The organism is Halomonas sp. LMYGS-3 (genome assembly GCF_059509875.1).
Window position 1 is genome coordinate 397541 of the sequence record NZ_JCAKFQ010000001.1, and the last position, 20158, is coordinate 417698.

General features: G+C 68.7%; 19 protein-coding genes and 1 other RNA gene. 11 read left to right on the forward strand and 9 right to left on the reverse strand.

The annotated features are described in order from the left end of the window. Window positions 1-110 precede the first annotated feature (110 nt). Window positions 111-854, forward strand: a complete 744-nt coding sequence (locus tag AC5W54_RS01910) for a sulfite exporter TauE/SafE family protein (protein WP_495960377.1) — start codon at window positions 111-113, stop codon at window positions 852-854. A gap of 73 nt (window positions 855-927) precedes the next feature. Here the strand turns inward: AC5W54_RS01910 and AC5W54_RS01915 are convergent, their stop codons facing one another. The 5 genes from AC5W54_RS01915 to smpB form a co-directional block, all read right to left on the reverse strand. After that, on the reverse strand, window positions 928-2214 hold the full coding sequence (locus AC5W54_RS01915; protein WP_495960378.1) for an aspartate kinase: 1287 nt from the start codon (window positions 2212-2214) through the stop codon (window positions 928-930). 150 nt (window positions 2215-2364) lie between these two features. Further along, window positions 2365-3522, reverse strand: coding sequence for a carboxynorspermidine decarboxylase (gene nspC / locus AC5W54_RS01920; RefSeq protein ID WP_495960379.1), 1158 nt, complete (start codon window positions 3520-3522; stop codon window positions 2365-2367). 6 nt (window positions 3523-3528) lie between these two features. Beyond that, a complete protein-coding gene (locus AC5W54_RS01925; RefSeq protein ID WP_495960380.1) occupies window positions 3529-4728 on the reverse strand; it encodes a saccharopine dehydrogenase family protein in 1200 nt (399 codons plus the stop codon). A 337-nt stretch (window positions 4729-5065) separates the two neighbouring features. Then, window positions 5066-5446: a transfer-messenger RNA gene (ssrA, locus tag AC5W54_RS01930) on the reverse strand. 40 nt (window positions 5447-5486) lie between these two features. Beyond that, window positions 5487-5978, reverse strand: a complete 492-nt coding sequence (gene smpB / locus AC5W54_RS01935) for an SsrA-binding protein SmpB (RefSeq protein WP_495960381.1) — start codon at window positions 5976-5978, stop codon at window positions 5487-5489. Between the two features lie 128 nt (window positions 5979-6106). On the opposite strand from smpB, the gene AC5W54_RS01940 reads away from it, so the two are divergent. Both AC5W54_RS01940 and AC5W54_RS01945 read left to right on the forward strand, forming a co-directional pair. Continuing rightward, the gene (locus AC5W54_RS01940) at window positions 6107-6541 is read left to right on the forward strand and encodes a type II toxin-antitoxin system RatA family toxin (RefSeq protein ID WP_495960382.1); all 435 of its coding nucleotides are present in this window, start codon (window positions 6107-6109) and stop codon (window positions 6539-6541) included. Between the two features lie 3 nt (window positions 6542-6544). Next, complete coding sequence (locus tag AC5W54_RS01945; protein ID WP_495960383.1) at window positions 6545-6841, forward strand: RnfH family protein; 297 nt, start codon at window positions 6545-6547, stop codon at window positions 6839-6841. Window positions 6842-6893: 52 nt separating this feature from the next. Here AC5W54_RS01945 and AC5W54_RS01950 read toward each other — a convergent pair whose 3' ends face one another. Beyond that, entirely contained in the window at window positions 6894-7382 is a 489-nt protein-coding gene (locus tag AC5W54_RS01950) for an outer membrane protein assembly factor BamE (RefSeq protein WP_495960384.1), read from the reverse strand. Between the two features lie 73 nt (window positions 7383-7455). On the opposite strand from AC5W54_RS01950, the gene fur reads away from it, so the two are divergent. After that, complete coding sequence (fur, locus tag AC5W54_RS01955) at window positions 7456-7905, forward strand: ferric iron uptake transcriptional regulator (RefSeq protein WP_495960385.1); 450 nt, start codon at window positions 7456-7458, stop codon at window positions 7903-7905. A gap of 91 nt (window positions 7906-7996) precedes the next feature. On the opposite strand, the gene recN is transcribed toward fur, so the two are convergent. After that, window positions 7997-9670 (reverse strand): DNA repair protein RecN, encoded by a 1674-nt coding sequence (gene recN / locus AC5W54_RS01960; protein ID WP_495960386.1) that lies wholly within the window; start codon window positions 9668-9670, stop codon window positions 7997-7999. Window positions 9671-9917: 247 nt separating this feature from the next. On the opposite strand from recN, the gene grpE reads away from it, so the two are divergent. From grpE to dnaJ, 3 genes are all read left to right on the forward strand, one after another. Next, window positions 9918-10544: a nucleotide exchange factor GrpE gene (gene grpE / locus AC5W54_RS01965; protein WP_495960387.1), complete on the forward strand. Its 627-nt coding sequence runs from the start codon at window positions 9918-9920 to the stop codon at window positions 10542-10544. A gap of 128 nt (window positions 10545-10672) precedes the next feature. Then, window positions 10673-12604, forward strand: coding sequence for a molecular chaperone DnaK (dnaK, locus tag AC5W54_RS01970; protein WP_495960388.1), 1932 nt, complete (start codon window positions 10673-10675; stop codon window positions 12602-12604). 92 nt (window positions 12605-12696) lie between these two features. Beyond that, entirely contained in the window at window positions 12697-13842 is a 1146-nt protein-coding gene (gene dnaJ, locus AC5W54_RS01975) for a molecular chaperone DnaJ (RefSeq protein ID WP_495960389.1), read from the forward strand. Between the two features lie 72 nt (window positions 13843-13914). Here the strand turns inward: dnaJ and AC5W54_RS01980 are convergent, their stop codons facing one another. After that, window positions 13915-14115 (reverse strand): hypothetical protein, encoded by a 201-nt coding sequence (locus tag AC5W54_RS01980; RefSeq protein ID WP_495960390.1) that lies wholly within the window; start codon window positions 14113-14115, stop codon window positions 13915-13917. 309 nt (window positions 14116-14424) lie between these two features. Here AC5W54_RS01980 and AC5W54_RS01985 point away from each other — a divergent pair, with 309 nt between their 5' ends. Continuing rightward, window positions 14425-14706: a DUF2218 domain-containing protein gene (locus AC5W54_RS01985; protein WP_495960391.1), complete on the forward strand. Its 282-nt coding sequence runs from the start codon at window positions 14425-14427 to the stop codon at window positions 14704-14706. After that, complete coding sequence (locus AC5W54_RS01990; RefSeq protein WP_495960392.1) at window positions 14703-15620, forward strand: EamA family transporter; 918 nt, start codon at window positions 14703-14705, stop codon at window positions 15618-15620. Before AC5W54_RS01985 ends, AC5W54_RS01990 begins: the two co-directional genes overlap by 4 nt. A gap of 14 nt (window positions 15621-15634) precedes the next feature. On the opposite strand, the gene AC5W54_RS01995 is transcribed toward AC5W54_RS01990, so the two are convergent. After that, a complete protein-coding gene (locus AC5W54_RS01995; protein ID WP_495960393.1) occupies window positions 15635-17599 on the reverse strand; it encodes a Clp1/GlmU family protein in 1965 nt (654 codons plus the stop codon). A gap of 136 nt (window positions 17600-17735) precedes the next feature. Between AC5W54_RS01995 and dapB the strand changes: the two genes are divergently transcribed. Then, window positions 17736-18539, forward strand: coding sequence for a 4-hydroxy-tetrahydrodipicolinate reductase (gene dapB / locus AC5W54_RS02000; protein ID WP_495960394.1), 804 nt, complete (start codon window positions 17736-17738; stop codon window positions 18537-18539). Between the two features lie 421 nt (window positions 18540-18960). Beyond that, window positions 18961-20106, forward strand: coding sequence for a glutamine-hydrolyzing carbamoyl-phosphate synthase small subunit (carA, locus tag AC5W54_RS02005; RefSeq protein WP_495960395.1), 1146 nt, complete (start codon window positions 18961-18963; stop codon window positions 20104-20106). The last annotated feature ends 52 nt before the right edge of the window (window positions 20107-20158 follow it).

The following is a 20158-nucleotide window of genomic DNA, read 5'->3' on the forward strand; positions in this document are numbered from 1 at the left end:
CGTCGGGTCTTGAATCGAACGCCGGGACGGGAGACCGTTCCGGCGTTCGCGCGTCCTGGGTCCGCCCGTACCGAGTGTCGCTCCGATCCCTTCTTTCGCAAGGACGCGTCATGCTGCCCGATTACTCCTGGCTCGCCTGGAGCCTGATCGTGACCTCCACCTACCTCACCGGCGTCTCCAAGGGGGGCTTCGCTGGCGGTTTCGGCACCCTCTCGGTGCCGCTGATGGCGCTGGCCATCGGGCCCATCGAGGCAGCCGGCCTGCTGCTGCCGCTGCTGCTGGTGATGGACGCCGTCACCGTGCGCGCCTGGTGGGGCCGCCACGACGGTGCCGAGGTGCGCCGACTGGTGCCCGGCCTGGGGGTCGGGGTGGTGATCGGTACCCTGCTGGCCGGCACCCTCGACGAGGACGGGGTGCGCCTGCTGCTCGGCGTGCTCTCCCTGCTGTTCGCCGCCTATATGCTGCTGCGCCCGGCGGCGGGGCGACCCATCTCGCCGCGCTGGGCGCTGCCGGCCGGCACCGGCTGCGGCTTCACCAGTTTCCTGGCCCATGCCGGGGCACCGCCACTCAACCTCTACCTGATCCCGCGCCGGCTCTCCAAGGAGACCTTCATCGCCACCAGCGCCATCGCCTTCGCCGCGGTCAACCTGATCAAGCTGCCGCCCTACCTGTGGCTCGGCGAGATCAACCTGACCAGCGCCTGGGCGTCGCTGGCGCTGGTGCCGGTGGCCTGGGCCGGGGTGAAGAGCGGCCTGTGGTTGCAGCACCGGGTCAGCGAGGTGCTCTTCTACCGCCTGGTGATACTCGCCATGGCCATCGTCGGCGTGCAGCTGGTGGTCAAGGCGCTGGGGTAGAGGAACAAAGCCACGCCGAGGCGGGTGAACTGACCCCAGTGGTTGGGCGGTTCATTCACCCGGGGCCCGACACCTACTCAGGAATATGCCAGGTCTCGGGGCACTCACTGCTGCGAAACAGCCGCTGTGCCGTGTCACGGTTGCGCCGCTCGGCGAGGGTCTCGCGGTTCCCGCTGAGCGCCGCCAGCAGGGGTTCGGTGGCGTGGCGCACGGTGAGCAGCGTCAGGTCGTCGTGGCGCTCGAGGGCATAGTCGGCGGCCAGCGCCTCGACCAGTGGCTCGAGGCGTGCGGGGTGTGAGTCGAGGCAGAGCGACAGACGCATGGCGCCGCTGTCGGCCAAGTTGGCGTGCACGCCGGCCTCGACGAGGCGGCCGAGGATATCGTGTTGCCGGGCCTCGTCCATGAACGAGAGGTCCCGGGGGTGGATCTCCAGCAGCACCTGCTCCTCGGCGAGGATGAAGGCCGGCGTGGCGGCACTCGCCCCCTCGGCCGAGATGACGCTGGGCGGGGCATCGAGCGTCTCGAAGGAGCGTACCGTCAGCGGGATGCCCTTCTCCCGCAGCGGGGCCAGGGTCTTGGGGTGGATCACCTTGGCGCCATGCCAGGCCAGCTCGATGGCCTCGTCATAGGAGAGCCGCTTCAGCTGTATGGCGTTGTCGAAGCGGCGCGGGTCGGCGTTGAACAGCCCCGGCACGTCCTTCCAGATCACCAGCTCCCCGGCGTCCAGGCAGTGGGCGAGAATCGCCGCGCTGAAATCCGAGCCCTCTCGGCCGAGGGTCGTCGAGACCCCGTCGGGGGTGCCGCCGATAAAGCCCTGGGTCAGCAAGAGCCTGTCGCCGTCGAGGGCGCGGACCCGTTCGCGGGTGGCGGGCCAGTCGATATTGGCGGCCTGGTGGCAATCGTCGGTGATGATCAGTTCACGGGCGTCTCGCCACTCGGTGGCCACGCCGGCCTCGTTGAGCCAGGCAGCGATGAGGGTGGTCGAGAGCAGTTCACCGAAGCCGACCGTCTGGTCGTAATGGAAGGCACGCGGTTCCCGCCGGTGTGCCTGATGCCGCCGGTCGAGCTCTGCGAACAGCGCCTCGAGTTTCTCGGCGACAGGCGCGGCCAGGTCGCCGAACAGGGCGTCGACGGTGGCGAGGTGGGCGTTCCTCATCTCGTCGAGTCGGCTGCGGTAGTCCCGGTCATCGTCGCTGCGCGCGGCGGCGAGCAGCGCCTCCAGGGCATTGGTGGTCTTGCCCATGGCCGAGACCACGACCACCAGCGGTCGCGTCCTGACGCTTGCCAGCAGTTCGCCCAGATGGCGGATGGCCGCGGCGTCCTGGATCGAGGCGCCGCCGAACTTGTAGACCGTGGTCATCCCTGGCTCTCCCTGTCAGTCGAGGTGGCTATGGGCACCATGCGGCAATTCCGGGCCAGGGAAAAGGGGGAATGGTGGGAGAGGGAAAATGAGTGGCTCAGGAACGAAAGAAGCACCCGCGGGTGCTTCCTTCGTCATGGTGCTTGGAGCTCAGCTCAGCCGCTGCATATAGTCCACATAGCCGAAGGTTTTCACCGTGCGCACCTCGCGGCTCGCCTCGCCGACCCGGCAGATCGACGGCAGGCGGATGCCGTTGAAGGTGGTGGTCTTGACCATGGTGTAGTGGGCCATGTCGGTGAACACCAGGCGGTCGCCGATGGCCAGCGGCGCATCGAAGCTGTACTCCCCCACCACGTCGCCGGCGAGACACGTCAGGCCGCCCAGCCGGTAGCTGTACGCCTTCTCGCCCGGTTCACCCGCGCCGATGATCTCGGGCCGATAGGGCATCTCCAGCACGTCAGGCATGTGCGCGGTGGCCGAGGTGTCGAGGATGGCGATGGGCCCGCCGTTCTCGACGATGTCCAGCACCGAGCAGACCAGGAAGCCGGTGTTCAGCGCGATCGCCTCGCCGGGCTCCAGGTAGACGGTGAGGTGCGGATGGCGCGCCTTGAAGTCGCGGACCACCCGCACCAGCCGCTCGACGTCGTAGTCCTCGCGGGTGATGTGGTGACCGCCGCCGAGGTTCATCCACTTCATGCTGCCCAGATAGTCGCCGAACCTGGCCTCGAAGGCGGCCAGGGTCGCTTCCAGGGCGTCGCTGTTCTGCTCGCACAGGGTGTGGAAGTGCAGCCCCTCGAGCCCTTCCAGGTCCTCCGGTTCGAGGTCCGCGGCCCGGGTGCCGAGCCGCGAGCCCGGGGCGCAGGGATCGTAGAGCGGCACCGTGCCGGTGGAGTGCTCCGGATTGACCCGCAGCCCGCAGGAGACGCGGCGGGGCGCCGCCGCGACCGTGTCGCGAAAGCGCCGCCACTGGCCCGGCGAGTTGAAGCTGAGGTGGTCCGCATAGCGCAGCACCACGGCCATCTCCGGCTCGGTGAAGGCCGGCGAGTAGACATGCACCTCGCCGCCGAAGGTCTCGGCGCCGAGGCGTGCCTCGTCCTGGCCGCTGGAGGTGGTCCCCACCAGGTAGTCGCGGATCATGGGGAAGCAGTCCCACATGGCGAAGCCCTTGAGTGCCAGCAGGATCCTGGCCCCACTGCGCGTCTGGACCTCGCCGAGGAGCTCCAGATTGCGGCGCAGCAGGGCGTCGTCCACCACGTAGGCCGGCGACGGGCAGGCGTGGATATCGAAGGGATAAGCCGTGTCTGCCATCGTCGATCAGGCCAGCGGGTCGTGGTCGGGGTCGAGCTCGACCATCTGCCACGGCAGGCCCATCTCGCCGATGCGCGCCATGAAGGGGTCGGGATCGAGCTGTTCGACGTTGAACACGCCCGCGCCCTTCCAGAGGCCCTCGAGCATCAGCATGGCGCCGGTCACCGCCGGCACGCCGGTGGTGTAGGAGATCGCCTGGGACTTGACCTCCGCATAGCACGCCTCGTGGTCGCAGATGTTGTAGATGTACACCTTGCGCCGCTTGCCGTCCTTGATGCCGTCGAGGATCACGCCGATATTGGTCTTGCCCTTGGTGCGCGGGCCGAGCGACGCCGGGTCGGGCAGCACCGCCTTGAGGAACTGCAGCGGGGTGATCTCGCGGCCCTCGAACTCGATCGGCTCGATGCTGGTCATGCCGACGTTCTCGAGCACCTTGAGGTGGGTGATGTACTTCTCGGAGAAGGTCATCCAGAAGCGGATGCGCTCCAGACCCTTGATGTTCCGCGACAGCGACTCGAGTTCCTCGTGGTAGAGCAGATAGAGGTCCTTCTCGCCGATGCCGTCGAAGTCGAAGGTGCGCTTCTCGGCCAGTGGCGCGGTCTCCTTCCACTCGCCCTTCTCCCAGTAGCGACCCTTCGCGGTGATCTCGCGGATGTTGATCTCCGGGTTGAAGTTGGTGGCGAACGGGTAGCCGTGGTCGCCGCCGTTGGCATCCAGGATGTCGATGCGGTGGATCTCGTCGAACAGGTTCTTCTGGCCGTAGGCGCAGTAGATGTTGGTCATGCCCGGGTCGAAGCCGCAGCCCAGGGTGGCCATGTTGCCGGCCTCGGCGTAGCGCTCCTGGAAGGCCCACTGCTCCTTGTACTCGAACTTCGCCTCGTCGGGGTGCTCGTAGTTGGCGGTGTCGAGGTAGGGCACGCCGGTGCGCAGGCAGGCCTCCATGATGGTCAGGTCCTGATAGGGCAGGGCCACGTGGATCAGCACGTCCGGCTGGAACGACTCGATCAGCGCCACCAGCGCCTCCACGTCGTCGGCATCCACCTGGGCGGTCTCGATCGGGCGATCCAGCTGGTCGGCGATCGCCTTGCACTTCGCCTCGTTGCGACTGGCCAGCAGGATCTCGCTGAAGACCTCGGGGTGCTGGGCGCACTTGTGGGTGACGACGCCGCCGACGCCACCGGCGCCGATAATCAGGACTTTGCTCATGGGGGTTCGAATCCAGATCGGGAAATGTCAACAGTGGTAGGGTCTTATCGGTAGTGGGCCGCCTCCGCGCCCCCGACCCGATGCCACCCCGGTCTTGGCCTCGCCCGGCTCCCCGACAGGAGGAGGCGAGTGGGCGCTGATAATGGCGTCCCCTGAGGCTGGTATCAAGTGGTTTTCGCGTCAAGGCCCGGACGAAAGTGCCGGGGGGTGGGGGCGGAGGGTGGCGCCTTCCCCGCGGGCAGACTGTGGAAGGAGACCCGGGCGGGCGGGGCGGCGGCACTGGTGAACGACCAGACACGAAAAAAGCACCCGCAGGTGCTTGATTCGTCGACTTGATTGGTGGAGGCGGCGGGAATTGAACCCGCGTCCGCCAGCACTCGCCCATTGGCTCTACATGCTTAGGTCCGTCTTTTGATTTAACGCGACTGGCTCCGACGGGCAGGATCCAGCCTCGCGATTCCTCGTCAAGTTTAGCGATTGGCGAGAGGACACCACCAACCGCGATCCCATCAGTCTTGGCTCATATCCCGTCGGCGATGAATGGGCACATCGCGTTCGGGCCGGGCTAGAAGCTAACAGCGTTTAAGCTGCCAGCGCGCCCTGAGCGTAGTTGTCGTCGTTTGCGACTATTTAGTCGTGATGTTGGATTTACGAGATACATCACGCTCTCGGCATGCACCGCAGGGGTTGTCACCGGCGTCGAAACCATGTCGCCCCCATAGCGCCTATCCTATCAGGATGGACGGTCTTGTGACACCTCAGGCCTTGTTTTGTTCACGCATGATGCGCCCCTTCTGCCGCTGCCAGTCGCGGTCCTTCTCGGTGGCCCGCTTGTCGTGCAGCTTCTTGCCCGTCACCAGCGCCAGCTCGCACTTCACCCGGTTGCCCTTCCAGTAGAGCTTGAGCGGCACGCAGGTGTGCCCCTTCTCCTGGCTGCGCGAGAAGACCTTGGCGATCTCCTTGCGGTGCAGCAGCAGCTTGCGGGTGCGGGTGGGGTCGGTCACCTCGTGGGTGCTGGCGGTGTTGAGCGGCATGATATGGCTGCCCAGCAGCCAGGCTTCGCCATCCTTGATCAGGATGTAGGTGTCCGTCAGCTGCGCCTTGCCGGCGCGCAGGCTCTTCACTTCCCAGCCGGCCAGCACCAGGCCGGCCTCGAAGGTCTCGTCGATGTGGTACTCGAAGCGTGCCTTCTTGTTCAAGGCGATGACGTTGCTGCCGGGCCCCTTGCCCTTGCCCTTCTTGTTGGCCATGAAACCTCGTATCGTGTTCTGCCGATGGCGGCTGCCCCTCCGATATGGGGGGAAGCGTGGTACCATTCAAGGCGCGAAATAACGACTTATGATACGCCCTGGGCACGGTGAAGTCAGCGGAGAGCTCAATGCCAACGGTTAATCGGTCCGCCATGGTGCGGCATACCCCCCAGGACATGTTCGACCTGGTCAACGACTTCGAACGCTACCCGGAATTCCTGCCCGGGTGCCGGCGGGCGCGGTTGATCGAGCATGATTCCGAACACCTGATTGGCGAGATGACCCTGGGGCGGGCCGGTATCGAGCAGAGCATCACCACCCGCAACGATCTCTTCGAGCCCGAGCGCATCGAGATGTCGCTGGTCAAGGGGCCCTTCAAGCGCCTGCGCGGACGCTGGCTGTTCACCCCCATGGGCGAGGACGCCTGCAAGGTGAGCCTGGAGATGGAGTTCGAGTTCGCCAGCCGCCTGCTCGGCATGGCCTTCGGCAAGCTCTTCCAGCAGGTGGCCGGGCAACTGGTGGACTCCTTCAGCCGCCGCGCCGACGACCTCTACGGGCGCTAGGCCATGGGTACCATCGCCATCGAGGTGGCCTTCGCTCTGCCGGAGCAGCAGTGCCTGGTGGCCCTGGAGGTGCCGGCGGGCACCACGGCACGGGAGGCCGTGGCCCTGGCCGAGTTGGAGCAGCGCTTCCCCGAGCTGCCGCTCGAGACCTTCCGCGAGGCCGACCTCGGCCTCTTCGGCAAGCCGCTGCGCGACCCCGAGCACCACGTGCTGCGCCCCGGCGATCGCGTCGAGATCTATCGACCGCTGGCGCTCGACCCCAAGGCGGCGCGCGCCGAGCGCGCCCGCACCAGACGCTGACGCCCCGGGCCGAGGTGGCTCGGCGCCGGGGCGTCGCGGGGGCAGGCGTGGGTCAAAGGTCGAGCGGTTGGCTGGCCGGCTCGCCACCCTGGGGGACGGCAACGCCACCTTCCGGTTGAGGCTGCGGTTGGGGGTCCTGCATGATCGGGTCGTCCATGGGGTCGAGGCCCTCGGTCTGGGGGCCGATGCCCTCGATGGGGCGCAGCTCGATGTCGCCGCTGAGGTCGCCCTCGCGCTCGATATTGGCCAGCCGGTCGTTGGCGAAGGTCAGGGTGACCCGGCGTCTGTCCACGCCGCCATAGGCCTCGTCGAGGCGGAACACGTAGTCCCACTGGTTGGCATCGAAGGGGGCCTCCAGCAGCGGGCGCCCCATCACCCGGACGACCTGCTCGCGGCTCATGCCGGGCTGGAGCTGCCCGACCATGTCGGCGGTCACCAGGTTGCCCTGGGGGATGTCGCGCTTGTAGACACCGAAGTAGCTGCAGCCGCTGCTCAGCAGCAGCAGGGCCGAAAGGGTGACGATTCCTGTCAACTTTTGCATTTGCGCCTGTTCTTCACTATCGTGGAGTTCGGTCGATGATACCCGACCCTACCCGATACTGCGAAGAGCGACCATGGCCGACCAGAACCATGAACTGCGCAAGGCCGGTCTGAAGGTGACCCTGCCGCGCGTCAAGATCCTGCAGATCCTGGAGCATGCCCCGGGACAGCACCACCTGAGCGCCGAGGACGTCTACAAGGCGTTGCTGGAGGCGGGCGAGGACGTGGGCCTGGCCACCGTCTATCGCGTCCTCACCCAGTTCGAGTCGGCCGGCCTGGTGATCCGCCACAATTTCGATGGCGGCCACGCCCTGTTCGAGCTCTCCCAGGACGAGCACCACGACCACATGGTGTGCCTCGAGAGCGGCGAGATCATCGAGTTCTTCGACGAGACCATCGAGCGGCGCCAGCAGGAGGTCGCCGAGGAACACGGCTTCGAGCTCGTCGACCATGCGCTGGTGCTCTATGTGCGCCCCAAGGGCTCCAAGGCGACCCGTCAGGAAGGCATCCACTCGAAGAAGTGACCGCACGCGGCGTCGAGAGTAGCGCCCTGAACAGGCATACGGCCCCGATCGTCGATCGGGGCCGTGTTAGTTCTGGGGCAGGGTGGCGTGATCAGTGGTGCGGGCGCTGGCTGGCGTCGAGCATCTCGCGGGCGTGGGCCAGGGTATGGTCGGAAAGGTTGACCCCGCCGAGCATGCGCGCCAGTTCGCCGACCCGGCCGGCCTCGTCGAGCAGCGCCATGCGGGTCAGGGTGGTATCGCGCTTCGCCCGCTTCTCGATATGCAGGTGGTGATGGGCCTGGGCGGCCACCTGGGGCAGGTGGGTGACGGTCAGCACCTGGCCCTGGCCGCCGAGCCGGCGCAGCAGCTGGCCGACGATCTCGGCGGTGGCACCCGAGACCCCCACGTCGACCTCGTCGAACACCAGGCAGGGAATGGTCGAGTGGCGCGCCGCGACCACCTGGATCGCCAGGCTGATGCGCGACAGCTCGCCGCCGGAGGCGACCTTGGTCAGCGGCCGCGGCGGCTGGCCGGGGTTGGCGCTGATCAGGAAGCGAACACCCTCGAGCCCCTCCGCGGCGGGGGCGTCGCGGGCCTCCACCTCGACCTCGAAGCGCGCCTTGCCCATGGCCAGGAAGGCGAGCTGCTCCTGCACCGCCTGGGCGAAGCGCGCAGCCGCCCGGCGCCTCGTCTCGCCCACGCCGCGCGCCTGCTCGCGCCAGGTGTCGCGCAGGGTGTCGACCTCGGCGGAGAGCGTCTCGAGGTCCTGTTCGCCCCCCTCCAGCCCTGAGAGCTCTGCCTGCAGTTGGCAATGCAGTGCGGTGACCTCCTCGGGCATCACGTGGTGCTTGCGGGCGATGCGGTGCACCTCGCCCAGCCGCTCCTCGACCCAGGCCAGGCGCTCCGGGTCGAGCTCGGTGGTGCCGGCGAAGTGGTTGAGCTCGCGGGACGCCTCCTCGACCTGGATGCGGGCGTCGCCCAGCATGGTCAGGGCCTCGGCGAGGGCGCCGCGGTCGCTGCCCGGCAGTGCCGCGAGCCGGTTGATCGCCTGGGTGAGCCGCGTCAGGGCACCGCCCTCGTCGTTGTCGCAGCACGCGGCGGCGAACTGGGCCTCGCGCAGCCGCTCCTCGGCGTGGGCGAGCTCCTCCTGCTCCTCCTCGAGGGCCTTGAGCTCGTCTTCCGCCAGGGCCAGCTGGTCGAGCTCCTCGACCTGATAGCGCAGCAGTTGACGACGGGCCTGGAGCTCGTCGCCGTCCTCGGCCAGGCGCTTGAGGCGACGCCGAGCCGCCTGCCAGCGGCGGAAGGTCTCGCCCAGCTGCGTCACCGCCTCGCGGTGGCCGGCGAAGTCGTCGAGCAGGCGCAGGTGAGTCTCTTCGCGCAGCAGCGCCTGGTGGGCGTGCTGGCCGTGGATCTCGATCAATCGCTCGCCCAGCGACCTGAGGTCCCCCACCGTGGCCGGCTGGCCGTTGATCCAGGCCTTCGAGCGGCCGGCGGCGGTGACCACCCGGCGCAGCAGGCAGTCGTCCGCCGGTAGCTCGCGGGCCTCGAGCCAGGCCCGCGCCTCGGGAAGGGCGCGGATGTCGAAGCGGGCGGCGAGGTCGGCGCGCTCGCAACCGTGTCGCACGCTGGCGGCATCGGCGCGTTCGCCCAGGCAGAGCCCCAGGGCGCCGAGCAGGATCGATTTGCCGGCCCCCGTCTCGCCGGTGATGGCGGTCATGCCGCCGGAGAGTTCCAGCTCCAGATGGTCGACGATGGCGAAGTCGCGAATGGCCAGCTCTGTCAGCATGACGCCTCCCCGGGGTCGGTTCGAGATCACTGTCTATCCATACACATCATGTGCGTTTATACAGTAGCCCAGGGTGGCCGACAATGCACGTCGGCGACGTCGAAGTGCACCGTCTTTGCGTCCCGGCTTGAGTTCGGCGTACCCAGCCCCATATATCCTCGCAGACTACGTACACGTTTCGACAACCCTGTCGGGTGGCGCCCGCGCCGCCCCGCAACGTTCCATAGCGGCATTTCAGGAGACCTACATGGCCAAAGACCCCCAGACCCCGCTGGACGAGGAACTCGCCCGCCAGGAGGAGGAGGCCGAGCCTCGGGTGCAGGAGGACGAGGTCGAGAGCGCCCTCGAGGGCGCCGAGGAGGCCGAGCAGATCGCCCAGGAGGCCGAGGCCTCCGACAACCCGGAGGCCGAGGTGCTGGCGGCCCGCGTCGAGGAGCTCGAGCAGAGCGTGGCCGAGGCCAAGGACCAGGCGCTGCGTGCCGCCGCCGAGGCGCAGAACGTGCGGCGCCGTGCCGAGCAGGAGGCCGAGAAGGCGCGCAAGTTCGCCCTGGAGAAGTTCGTCAAGGAGCTGCTGCCGGTGGTCGACAGCCTGGAGAAGGCGCTCGAGGCCATGGGCGAGGACGCCACCGAGGCCCACCGCGAGGGCGTCTCGATGACGCTGAAGATGCAGCACGACGTGCTCGGCAAGTTCGGCGTCGAGGTGGTGGAGCCCCATGGCGAGCCCTTCGACCCGCAGTACCACGAGGCGATGGCCATGGTGCCCAACCCCGAGCTCGAGCCCAACACCGTGATGGAGGTGATGCAGAAGGGCTACCTGCTCAACGGGCGCCTGGTGCGACCCGCCATGGTGGTGGTGAGCCAGGCCGCCGGCTGACGGCGATCAACAAATGGGGGCACGGGTCTTGAAAAGCGCCGAGCGGCCCCCAGATAGACGACAACTCCGCGGCGAAGGCCGCAGAACGCGACTTTCAGAAACACTGCAACGACTTTCGAGGATTTCCTATGGGACGCATCATCGGTATTGACCTGGGGACCACCAACTCCTGTGTCGCCGTGCTCGACGGCGACAGCGCCAAGGTGATCGAGAACGCCGAGGGCGCGCGCACCACGCCGTCCATCATCGCCTACACCGATGATGGCGAGATCCTGGTGGGCCAGGCGGCCAAGCGCCAGGCGGTCACCAACCCGCAGAACACCCTGTACGCCATCAAGCGCCTGATCGGCCGTCGCTTCAAGGACGATGTCGTGCAGAAGGACATCAAGATGGTGCCCTACGCCATCACCGAGGCCGACAACGGCGACGCCTGGGTGGAAGTGAAGGGCAAGAAGCTGGCACCGCCGCAGGTCAGCGCCGAAGTGCTGAAGAAGATGAAGAAGACCGCGGAAGACTACCTGGGTGAGGCGGTCACCGAGGCAGTCATCACCGTGCCGGCCTACTTCAACGACTCCCAGCGGCAGGCCACCAAGGACGCCGGGCGCATCGCCGGCCTCGAGGTCAAGCGCATCATCAACGAGCCCACCGCGGCGGCGCTGGCCTACGGCATGGACAAGTCGCGCGGCGACAAGACCATCGCGGTCTACGACCTGGGCGGCGGCACCTTCGACATCTCGATCATCGAGGTGGCCGACGTCGACGGCGAGACCCAGTTCGAGGTGCTGGCCACCAACGGCGACACCTTCCTGGGCGGCGAGGACTTCGACCTCAAGCTGATCAACTACCTGGTCGATCAGTTCAAGGCCGACAGCGGCATCGACCTGTCCGGCGACAACCTGGCCATGCAGCGCCTCAAGGAGGCCGCCGAGAAGGCCAAGATCGAGCTGTCCAGCGCCCAGCAGACCGACGTCAACCTGCCCTACATCACGGCCGACAACACCGGGCCCAAGCACCTCAACGTCAAGGTGACCCGGGCCAAGCTCGAGTCGCTGGTGGAAGACCTGGTGCAGCGCTCCATGGGGCCGTGCAAGACCGCGCTGGCCGACGCCGGCCTGTCGGCGTCCGAGATCGACGACGTCATCCTGGTCGGCGGCCAGACCCGCATGCCCATGGTGCAGAAGAAGGTCGCCGACTTCTTCGGCAAGGACGCGCGCAAGGACGTCAACCCCGACGAGGCCGTGGCCGTGGGGGCGGCGATCCAGGGCGGCGTGCTGGGCGGCGACGTCAAGGACGTGCTGCTGCTCGACGTCACCCCGCTGACGCTCGGCATCGAGACCCTGGGCGGCGTGATGACCCCGCTGATCGAGAAGAACACCACCATCCCGACCAAGAAGACCCAGACCTTCTCGACCGCGGACGACAACCAGACCGCCGTGACCATTCACGTACTGCAGGGCGAGCGCAAGCAGGCCGGCGGCAACAAGTCGCTGGGCCGCTTCGACCTGGCCGACATTCCGCCTGCCCCGCGCGGCGTGCCGCAGATCGAGGTCGCCTTCGACCTGGACGCCAACGGTATCCTGCACGTCTCGGCCAAGGACAAGGCGACCAACAAGGAGCAGTCGATCGTCATCAAGGCCTCCAGCGGCCTCTCCGACGAGGAGATCGAACAGATGGTCCGCGACGCCGAGGCCCACGCCGACGAGGACAAGAAGTTCGAGGAGCTGGTCCAGCTGCGCAACCAGGCCGACGGCATGGTCCACGCCTCGCGCAAGACCCTCGAGGAAGCCGGCGAGCACGCTTCGGACGAGGAGAAGCAGGCCATCGAGAGCGCCATCGCCGAGCTCGAGGAGGCACTCAAGGGCGACGACAAGGACGCCATCCAGAGCAAGCTGGATGCCCTGACCGAGGCCTCCGGCAACCTGGCGCAGAAGATGTACGCCGCCCAGGCCGAGGCCGCGCAGCAGGCCGGTGGCGAGGCCGAGGAGGCCAGTGCCAAGCAGGAAGATGACGTGGTCGACGCCGAGTACGAGGAAGTCAACGACGACCAGAAGAAGCAGTAAACCACGACATCTAAGCCACGGATGACGCCAGCGCGGGGGCCCGACTCCCGCGTTGGTGTTTCCGCGGTGTCGCTACGGAGGCGGACAGACCCATGTCCAAACGTGACTATTACGAGGTGCTGGGCGTTGAGCGCGGGGCCGACCAGAAGGACATCAAGAAGGCCTATCGGCGCCTGGCCCAGAAGTTTCACCCCGACCGCAACCCGGACGACGACACGGCGGCGGCCAAGTTCCGCGAGGTCTCGGAGGCCTACGAGGTCCTGACCGACAGCGAGAAGCGCGCCGCCTACGACCAGTTCGGCCATGCCGGCGTCGACGGCCAGGGCGGCGGCTTCGGGGCGGGCGGCTTCGGTGGCGCCGGGGCCGGGGGCTTCAGCGACATCTTCGGCGATGTCTTCGGCGACATCTTCGGTGGCGGCGGCGGGCGGCGCCATCCCAACGCCCCGGCCCGCGGCAGCGACCTGCGCTACAACCTCGAGCTCGACCTCGAGAGCGCGGTGACCGGCACCACCGTCGACATCCGCGTGCCGCGCCACGTCGAGTGCGAGCGCTGCGACGGCGGCGGCGCCGAGCCGGGCTCCTCCAAGGAGACCTGCCCGACCTGCGGCGGCCACGGCCAGGTGCGCATGCAGCAGGGCTTCTTCGCCGTGCAGCAGACCTGCCCGACCTGTCACGGCAGCGGCCAGCACATCAAGGTGCCGTGCCACAAGTGTCACGGCGAGGGCCGGGTGCGCGAGACCCGCACCCTGTCAGTGAAGATCCCCGCCGGGGTGGACACCGGCGACCGCATTCGTCTCAACGGCGAGGGCGAGGCCGGCATCAACGGCGGCCCGCCGGGCGACCTCTACGTGCAGGTGGCGATCAAGCCGCACCACATCTTCCAGCGCGAGGGCCGTCACCTGCAGTGCGAGGTGCCGATCAACTTCATCGACGCCGCCCTCGGCGGCGAGCTCGAGGTGCCGACGCTGGACGGCCGGGTCAAGCTGAAGATCCCGCCCGAGACCCAGACCGGCAAGCTGTTCCGCCTGCGCGGCAAGGGCGTCAAGCCGGTGCGCGGCGGCCCGCCGGGCGACCTGCTGTGCCGCGTGGTGGTCGAGACCCCGGTCAAGCTCAACGAGGAGCAGAAGGACCTGCTGCGCCAGCTCCAGGAGAGCCTCGGCGAAGGCAACAGCCACTCGCCGCGCAAGACCAGCTTCTTCGACGGCGTGAAGAAGTTCTTCGAGGACATGAAGCCGTAACCTCCCGGCTTCCGCCCCGACGCGAAGGGCCCCCGGTATCGTCGGATGCCGGGGGCCTTCTGTGTTCGGACCTCAGCGCTGAAGATGGTCCAGGCGCCAGGCCAGCGCCTCGCGGGCCGGCTGCCACAGCGGGTCGCGGGGCAGTACCAGCGGTGTGTCATCCAGCTCGCAGAGCCAGCGGTTGTCGGGCGCCAAACAGGGCTTGTTGAGGGCCGGCTGTCCTCGGCTCTGTCCGACCCTGAGGCGTGTCAGGCAGCCAAGCGCGTCGACCATGGGTTGTCCGCCTCATTCCCTGTGCAGTGTTGCTGTCACGTTATCACGCCGGTCGAGAGAAGGTGGTCACCCTCTTTGATAGTAACCAGTCGGTGATCTCGCGACACACTCGCAATGTGTTCGGGGAGGGAGAGCTCGAGCGCCAGACAGTTGTTGCAAAAAATGCACTGACTGCCCTGGCGGCGGGGTGATGCCCGATGATCCGTCTGGTCGAACACGTCGTTCTGCTCGAATAGGCGGCGGGGCTGGCGCCGAGTGGGCGGCTCGTCATAGGCTGAGCCTTCCAGCGACAGACGAAGGGAGAGGGCCATGCCGATTTCACGCGCGGAGATCGCCACCGAGTCCGGGGCGAAGCTGATCAACCGCCTGTGCAAGCACTGGGCGCACAAGCTGGAGGTGGAGCACGAGGAGGGCGAGGGCCGGGTGACCTTCGAGGACGGCACCTGCCTGATGCAGGCCGAGGCGGACAAGCTGGTCGTCGCCATCGAGGCCCTCGACGAGGAGGGCCTGGACCGCCTGGAGGGGGTCGTGGCGAGCCACCTCGAGCGCATGGCGGGCGACGAGGAACTGGTCATCGTCTGGGAGAATTGAGCGTCGCTGCACCGACACCGCGTGTCGCCCACCTGGGCATGCTGCTGTGGGCGGTACTGGTGGGGCTGTCGTTTCCCGCCGTGGGGCTGATGAGCGAGCTGCCGCCGCTGTCGCTCACCGCGCTGCGCTTCGCCATCGCCTGTGCCGGGCTCTGGTGGCTGGTACGGCGTTCCCCGGCCTTCCTCCCCGGCTGGCGGGCGCTGCCGCTCTACGGCCTGATGGGGCTCTGCCTGGCGGGCTTCTTCGGCGCCATGTTCTGGGCGGCGCACCATGCCACGGCGCTCTCCATGGCCACCCTCTTTGTCACCGTGCCGCTGCTGGCCTTCCTGCTGGGGCTGGGGTTCGGGGTCGAGCGCCGGGCCTGGCGGCTGCCGGCGATCCTCGGCCTGGGGGCGGCCGGGGCGTTGGGGCTGGCCTTCGCCGAGTCGCTGGGCGAGTCGGCGGGGTTCGGCCTCGGCAGCGGCGAGGCGGTGTTCTTCCTGGGTTGCCTCTCCTCGGCGCTCTACCCGGTGCTCAGCAAGTGGGGGCTGGCCAGCGGGCGCCTGGCCGATTCGGCGGCGGTGCGCACCTTCTGGAGCCTGGGCCTGGGCGGGGGGCTGATCGGGCTGCTGGGCCTGGCGATCGAGCCCGTCGGGCGCCTCGCCATGATGAGCCGGCACGACCTCCTGCTGCTGGTCTATCTGGGGCTGTTCTCCAGTGCCCTGACCTTCTGGCTGATGCAGCGGGCCACTGCGGCGCTCACCCCCGGGGCGGTCACCGCCTACGGCTATCTGGTGCCCTTCGTCTCCATGCTGTTGCTGTTCATCGAGTCGCCGGAGCGGATCGGCTGGGTGTGGCTGCCGGGCAGCCTGCTGGTGCTGACGGCCATCGCCCTGCTGTTGCGCAACGGCCGGCCGCCGAAGCCGTTGCCCTGAGCCGCCGGGCGGGCTCATTCGGCCTGGTCATCGGCCGCTGGGAGCAGGTGAGCGAAGCGGCCGCGGATCTCGTCGTGAATCGCCCGGGCGTTGCCCGCATGGCGGCGCGAGAAGTGGAAGGGCACCAGCTGATCGACGCCGGCCGCGGCGGCGATCTCGCCGCAGGCGCGGGCGGTGAGGTGGCCGGTGAGTCGTGCCTGGCCGGCCTCGCGGGCCAGGAAGGGGGCCTCGCAGAACAGCACCTGGGCGCCTCGGGCCAGGGCGATCAGGCGCCGGCGGTTCTCCGCGGTGTCGCCGAGGTCGGTGGCGTAGACCAGCCGCTGGCCGGGTTCGGTGAGCAGCAGAGCCTCCGCCAGTCGTGCCGCCTGCCAGCGCTCGCCGTTGGGCAGGGTGAGCCAGGCGGCACCGTCGCCGGCCAGCACATGGTGCTTGAGTTCGCCCAGCCAGGGGCCGGGCGGCCAGCCGAGGGCCTCCAGTCGTTCCTTGCGCACCTTCACCTGGAGGTCGGGCTCGAAGGCGAAGGCGAGCACCGGGGTGCCGTGATCCAGCGTCGCCGCGCTCACGCGAAAGCCGAGCTCCTCGTGCAGCACGCCGTCGGTCGCCGGTCGCGGCGGCAGGGGCGTCGGCCGTTGTTCGCCGGCGGTGAGGCGGCAGCGCTCGAGCCGTTCGCCGTGCAGCTCGTTGACCTCGAAGCGGGGTGCCTTGTCGCCCACCCGATCCCAGAGCACGCCACGGATCTGCCCGGCAAGATGATCGGCCAGGCCCGGCGGGCCGTAGAACCGGCAGGCGGGGAAGGCGCCGATCCGCGAGCGCAGCAGCCAGGGGAAGCCGCCGATATGGTCGAAGTGGGCGTGGCTGATGAAGACGTCGGTCACCTGATGGGCGAGGCGCGCCGGCAGCCGACCGGGGTCGCCCAGGTCGAACAGCAGGCTGCGCTTCTGGTGCCTCAGGCGCAGGTGCAGCAAGGGGTCGCCGAAGACGCCATTGACCAGGGTCGCGGTCAGGGTGGTGAGCCGGATCTGGGGGCGTGGCCCCGGCCTGACCGCCAGGGGGGCGGGCATTTCGGTCGGCTCGGCGGCGGGCCGGGTCGGCCTCGTCGCGGCGAGATGGGGGCGGGCGGTGCCCAGTTGTCCGTCGCCGCGGCGCTGGGCATCGCGAATCACCAGGGTGGCGGTCGGCTCGGTCAGCGGTGGCGCCCGCAGTCGCAAGGATTCTCCCTCCAGGGCGAGCACCTCGCCCAGGGCCTGGGTGCGACCCCGGGCATCGAGCAGCCCGACCTGCCGGCCGCGCCAGGCGGCGGGGGCCGAACGCGGTGGCGGCGTGCCGACCACCGCTAGGCGTGACAGGTCGAGCGCCTGCGCGGTGGCGTCGGCGAGGTAGGCGTTCCAGGCCTCGGTGCGGCGCCGGGTGCGCAGCTGCCGCCCCGGGTGGCGGGCCCGCGGGTCCGGGGGCAGCGTCAGCCGTTCGAGGCCGAGGGCGTGGCACTCATGGCTCAGCGGGCCGGGGTTGGCGTCGGCGGCCAGCATGACCAGGGCGGTTACCCGCCCGGCCGCGGCGAGCGCCGGCAGCAGCTCGGCCCCGGCGGCGCCGCGGACCACGCCGGGGGCATCCAGCAGGAGCGGGCCGTCCGGCACGAGGTCGACCAGCCGGCGTAGCGCCTCGATCAGCGGCAGGCGAAAGCGGGCGCTGTCCAGGGTCGCCAGCGCCTGCATGGCCTCGAACCGCCAGTGGCCCCCCTCTTCCGACTGCGGGTCCCAGCGCCCCAGGCCGACGGCGCCGGGCGGGCCGACGCCGGGTAGCCCGGGGTCGGCGCTCAGGCAGCGGCAGGCCCGGCCTTCGTCGGCCAGGCTGGCGGCCGCGGCCCTGGCCAGGGTGCTCTTGCCGCTGCCCGGGGCGCCGGCCAGCAGCACGCGTTCGTGCCGCTGAAGCAGTGCCAGCAGGGGGTGGTCCGGTGGCAGGCGGTCGGGGGGCGAGTGCATCGCGGTGACCCTCGCATCGATACGCCCAGTGTGGGCGATTCCTCCGCGGCTGCCCAAGCTCATCGTCGCCCTCGGGGAGGGGCGGCTCTGGTATACTCCACCCCATTCTCAATGCCATGACAGTTCAGGAGTCCGCATGACCCGTATCGCCATCGTCGGTGTCGCCGGCCGCATGGGCCGCACCTTGGTCAATGCCGTGCAGCAGGATGCCGGTGCCACCCTGGCCGGCGGCATCGTCGAGCCGGGCAGTTCGCTCGCCGGCGCCGATATCGGCGAGCTGGCGGGCGTCGGCAGGCTGGGTGTCACCGCGGTGGACTCGCTGGAGGCCATCGTCGATGACTTCGACGTGTTGATCGACTTCACCGCCCCCCGGGTGACGCTGGCCAACCTGGCGTTCTGCGCCGCGCATGGCAAGCGCATCGTCATCGGCACCACCGGGCTTTCCGACGACGAGCTGGCCGAGCTCGACGGCTACCGCGACCGGCTGCCCATGGTCTTCGCGCCCAACATGAGCGTGGGGGTCAACCTGACCCTCAAGCTGCTGGAGACCGCCGCCAGGGCGCTGGGAGACGAGGGCTACGACATCGAGGTGATCGAGGCGCACCACCGCCACAAGGTCGACGCGCCCTCCGGCACGGCGCTGAAGATGGGAGAGGTGGTCGCCGAGAGCCTGGGCCGCACCCTCAAGGAGCACGGCGTGTTCGAACGGGTCGGCCAGTGCGGCCCGCGCACCGACAAGGAGATCGGCTTCGCGACCGTCAGGGCGGGCGATATCGTCGGCGAGCATACGGTGATGTTCGCCACCGAGGGCGAGCGCATCGAGATCACCCACAAGGCGTCGAGCCGCATGACCTTCGCCAAGGGGGCGGTACGCGCGGCGCGCTGGGTGGCCGGCCAGGGCAACGGCCGCTACGCCATGCAGGACGTGCTCGGCCTGTGAGCCCAGGACAGTCGTAGATGCCCAAGCGTCCGGGATGTCGGGGCTGATCCGTCGGCAGGCCTGCGAGGAGGCGCTGTGAACCCTTCCCTGGGCGCTACCGATTCCTTCCCTGGAATCGGACCTCCTCTTCGGCCTGCCCCCGGCGCCCCTCGGGTGTCCAGCGGGGTAGGCCTGCAGGGGGTGGTCGTCGGGCGCCATTTCCTGTAACATCTCCAAAATTTTGGCCGGGCGCATGGGCAGGAGCCCTGAACGCGCTTGTTGCTTCGGCCCTGGCATTCCGAGCGAATGACAACAAGCGGGATGAGACCGGTCTTCATCGGGTTTCGTCCCGCTTTTTTGCGGGCCGGCCACCCGGGGCCGCGCCCCGGCGAGCAGTATTCCTTGACGAGCCGTCGTTATATAAACATGGGAGGACGTTGCGTTGAACAGACCCGCGATACTGGCCTTGGAAGACGGCAGTGTATTCCACGGCACGGCCATCGGCGCCGATGGGCAAACGAGCGGTGAGGTGGTGTTCAATACGGCCATGACCGGCTACCAGGAAATCCTGACCGATCCTTCCTATACCCGACAGATCGTCACCCTGACCTACCCGCATATCGGCAATACCGGGGTCAACGCCGAGGACGTGGAGTCGGGCGCCATCGCCGCTGCCGGCCTGGTGATCCGCGACCTGCCGCTGCTGGCCAGCAACTTCCGCTCCGAGCAGTCGCTCTCCGATTATCTCACCAGCCAGAACGTGCTGGGCATCGCCGACATCGACACCCGCCGCCTGACCCGCATCCTGCGCGACAAGGGCGCCCAGAACGGGGCGATCCTGGCCGGTAGCGACGCCGAGGGCGACGCCGCCGTCGCGCGTGCCCTGGAAGCGGCCCGCGCCTTCCCCGGGCTCAAGGGCATGGACCTGGCCAAGGTGGTCTCCTGCCAGACGCCCTACGAGTGGAGCGAGGGCGAGTGGGCCCTGGGCAAGGGCTACGCCGATACCACCCAGGGCGAACGCCCCTTCCACGTGGTCGCCTACGACTACGGCGTGAAGCGCAATATCCTGCGCATGCTCGCCTCCCGCGGCTGCCGCCTCACCGTGGTGCCGGCCCAGACCCCGGCGTCCGAGGTGATGGCCATGAACCCCGACGGCGTCTTCCTGGCCAACGGCCCGGGGGACCCCGAGCCCTGCGACTACGCGATCAGGGCGATCGGCGAGATCCTCGAGACCGAGTTGCCGGTGTTCGGTATCTGCCTGGGCCACCAGCTGCTGGCGCTGGCCAGCGGGGCGAAGACGGTGAAGATGAAATTCGGCCACCACGGCGCCAACCATCCGGTGCAGGACCTCGACAGCGGCCAGGTGATGATCACCAGCCAGAACCACGGCTTCGCCGCCGACGAGGCGACCCTGCCGGCCAACCTGCGCGCCACCCACCGTTCGCTGTTCGACGGCTCGCTGCAGGGGGTCGAGCGCACCGACCGCCCGGCCTTCAGCTTCCAGGGGCACCCCGAGGCGAGCCCGGGGCCGCGCGACGTGGCGCCGCTGTTCGACCGCTTCATCACCATGATGCAGGCACGCCGCTAAGCGCTGATCCTCACCACCGAGTCCGTTCTTACACCGATTTAGCCGCGGGAAC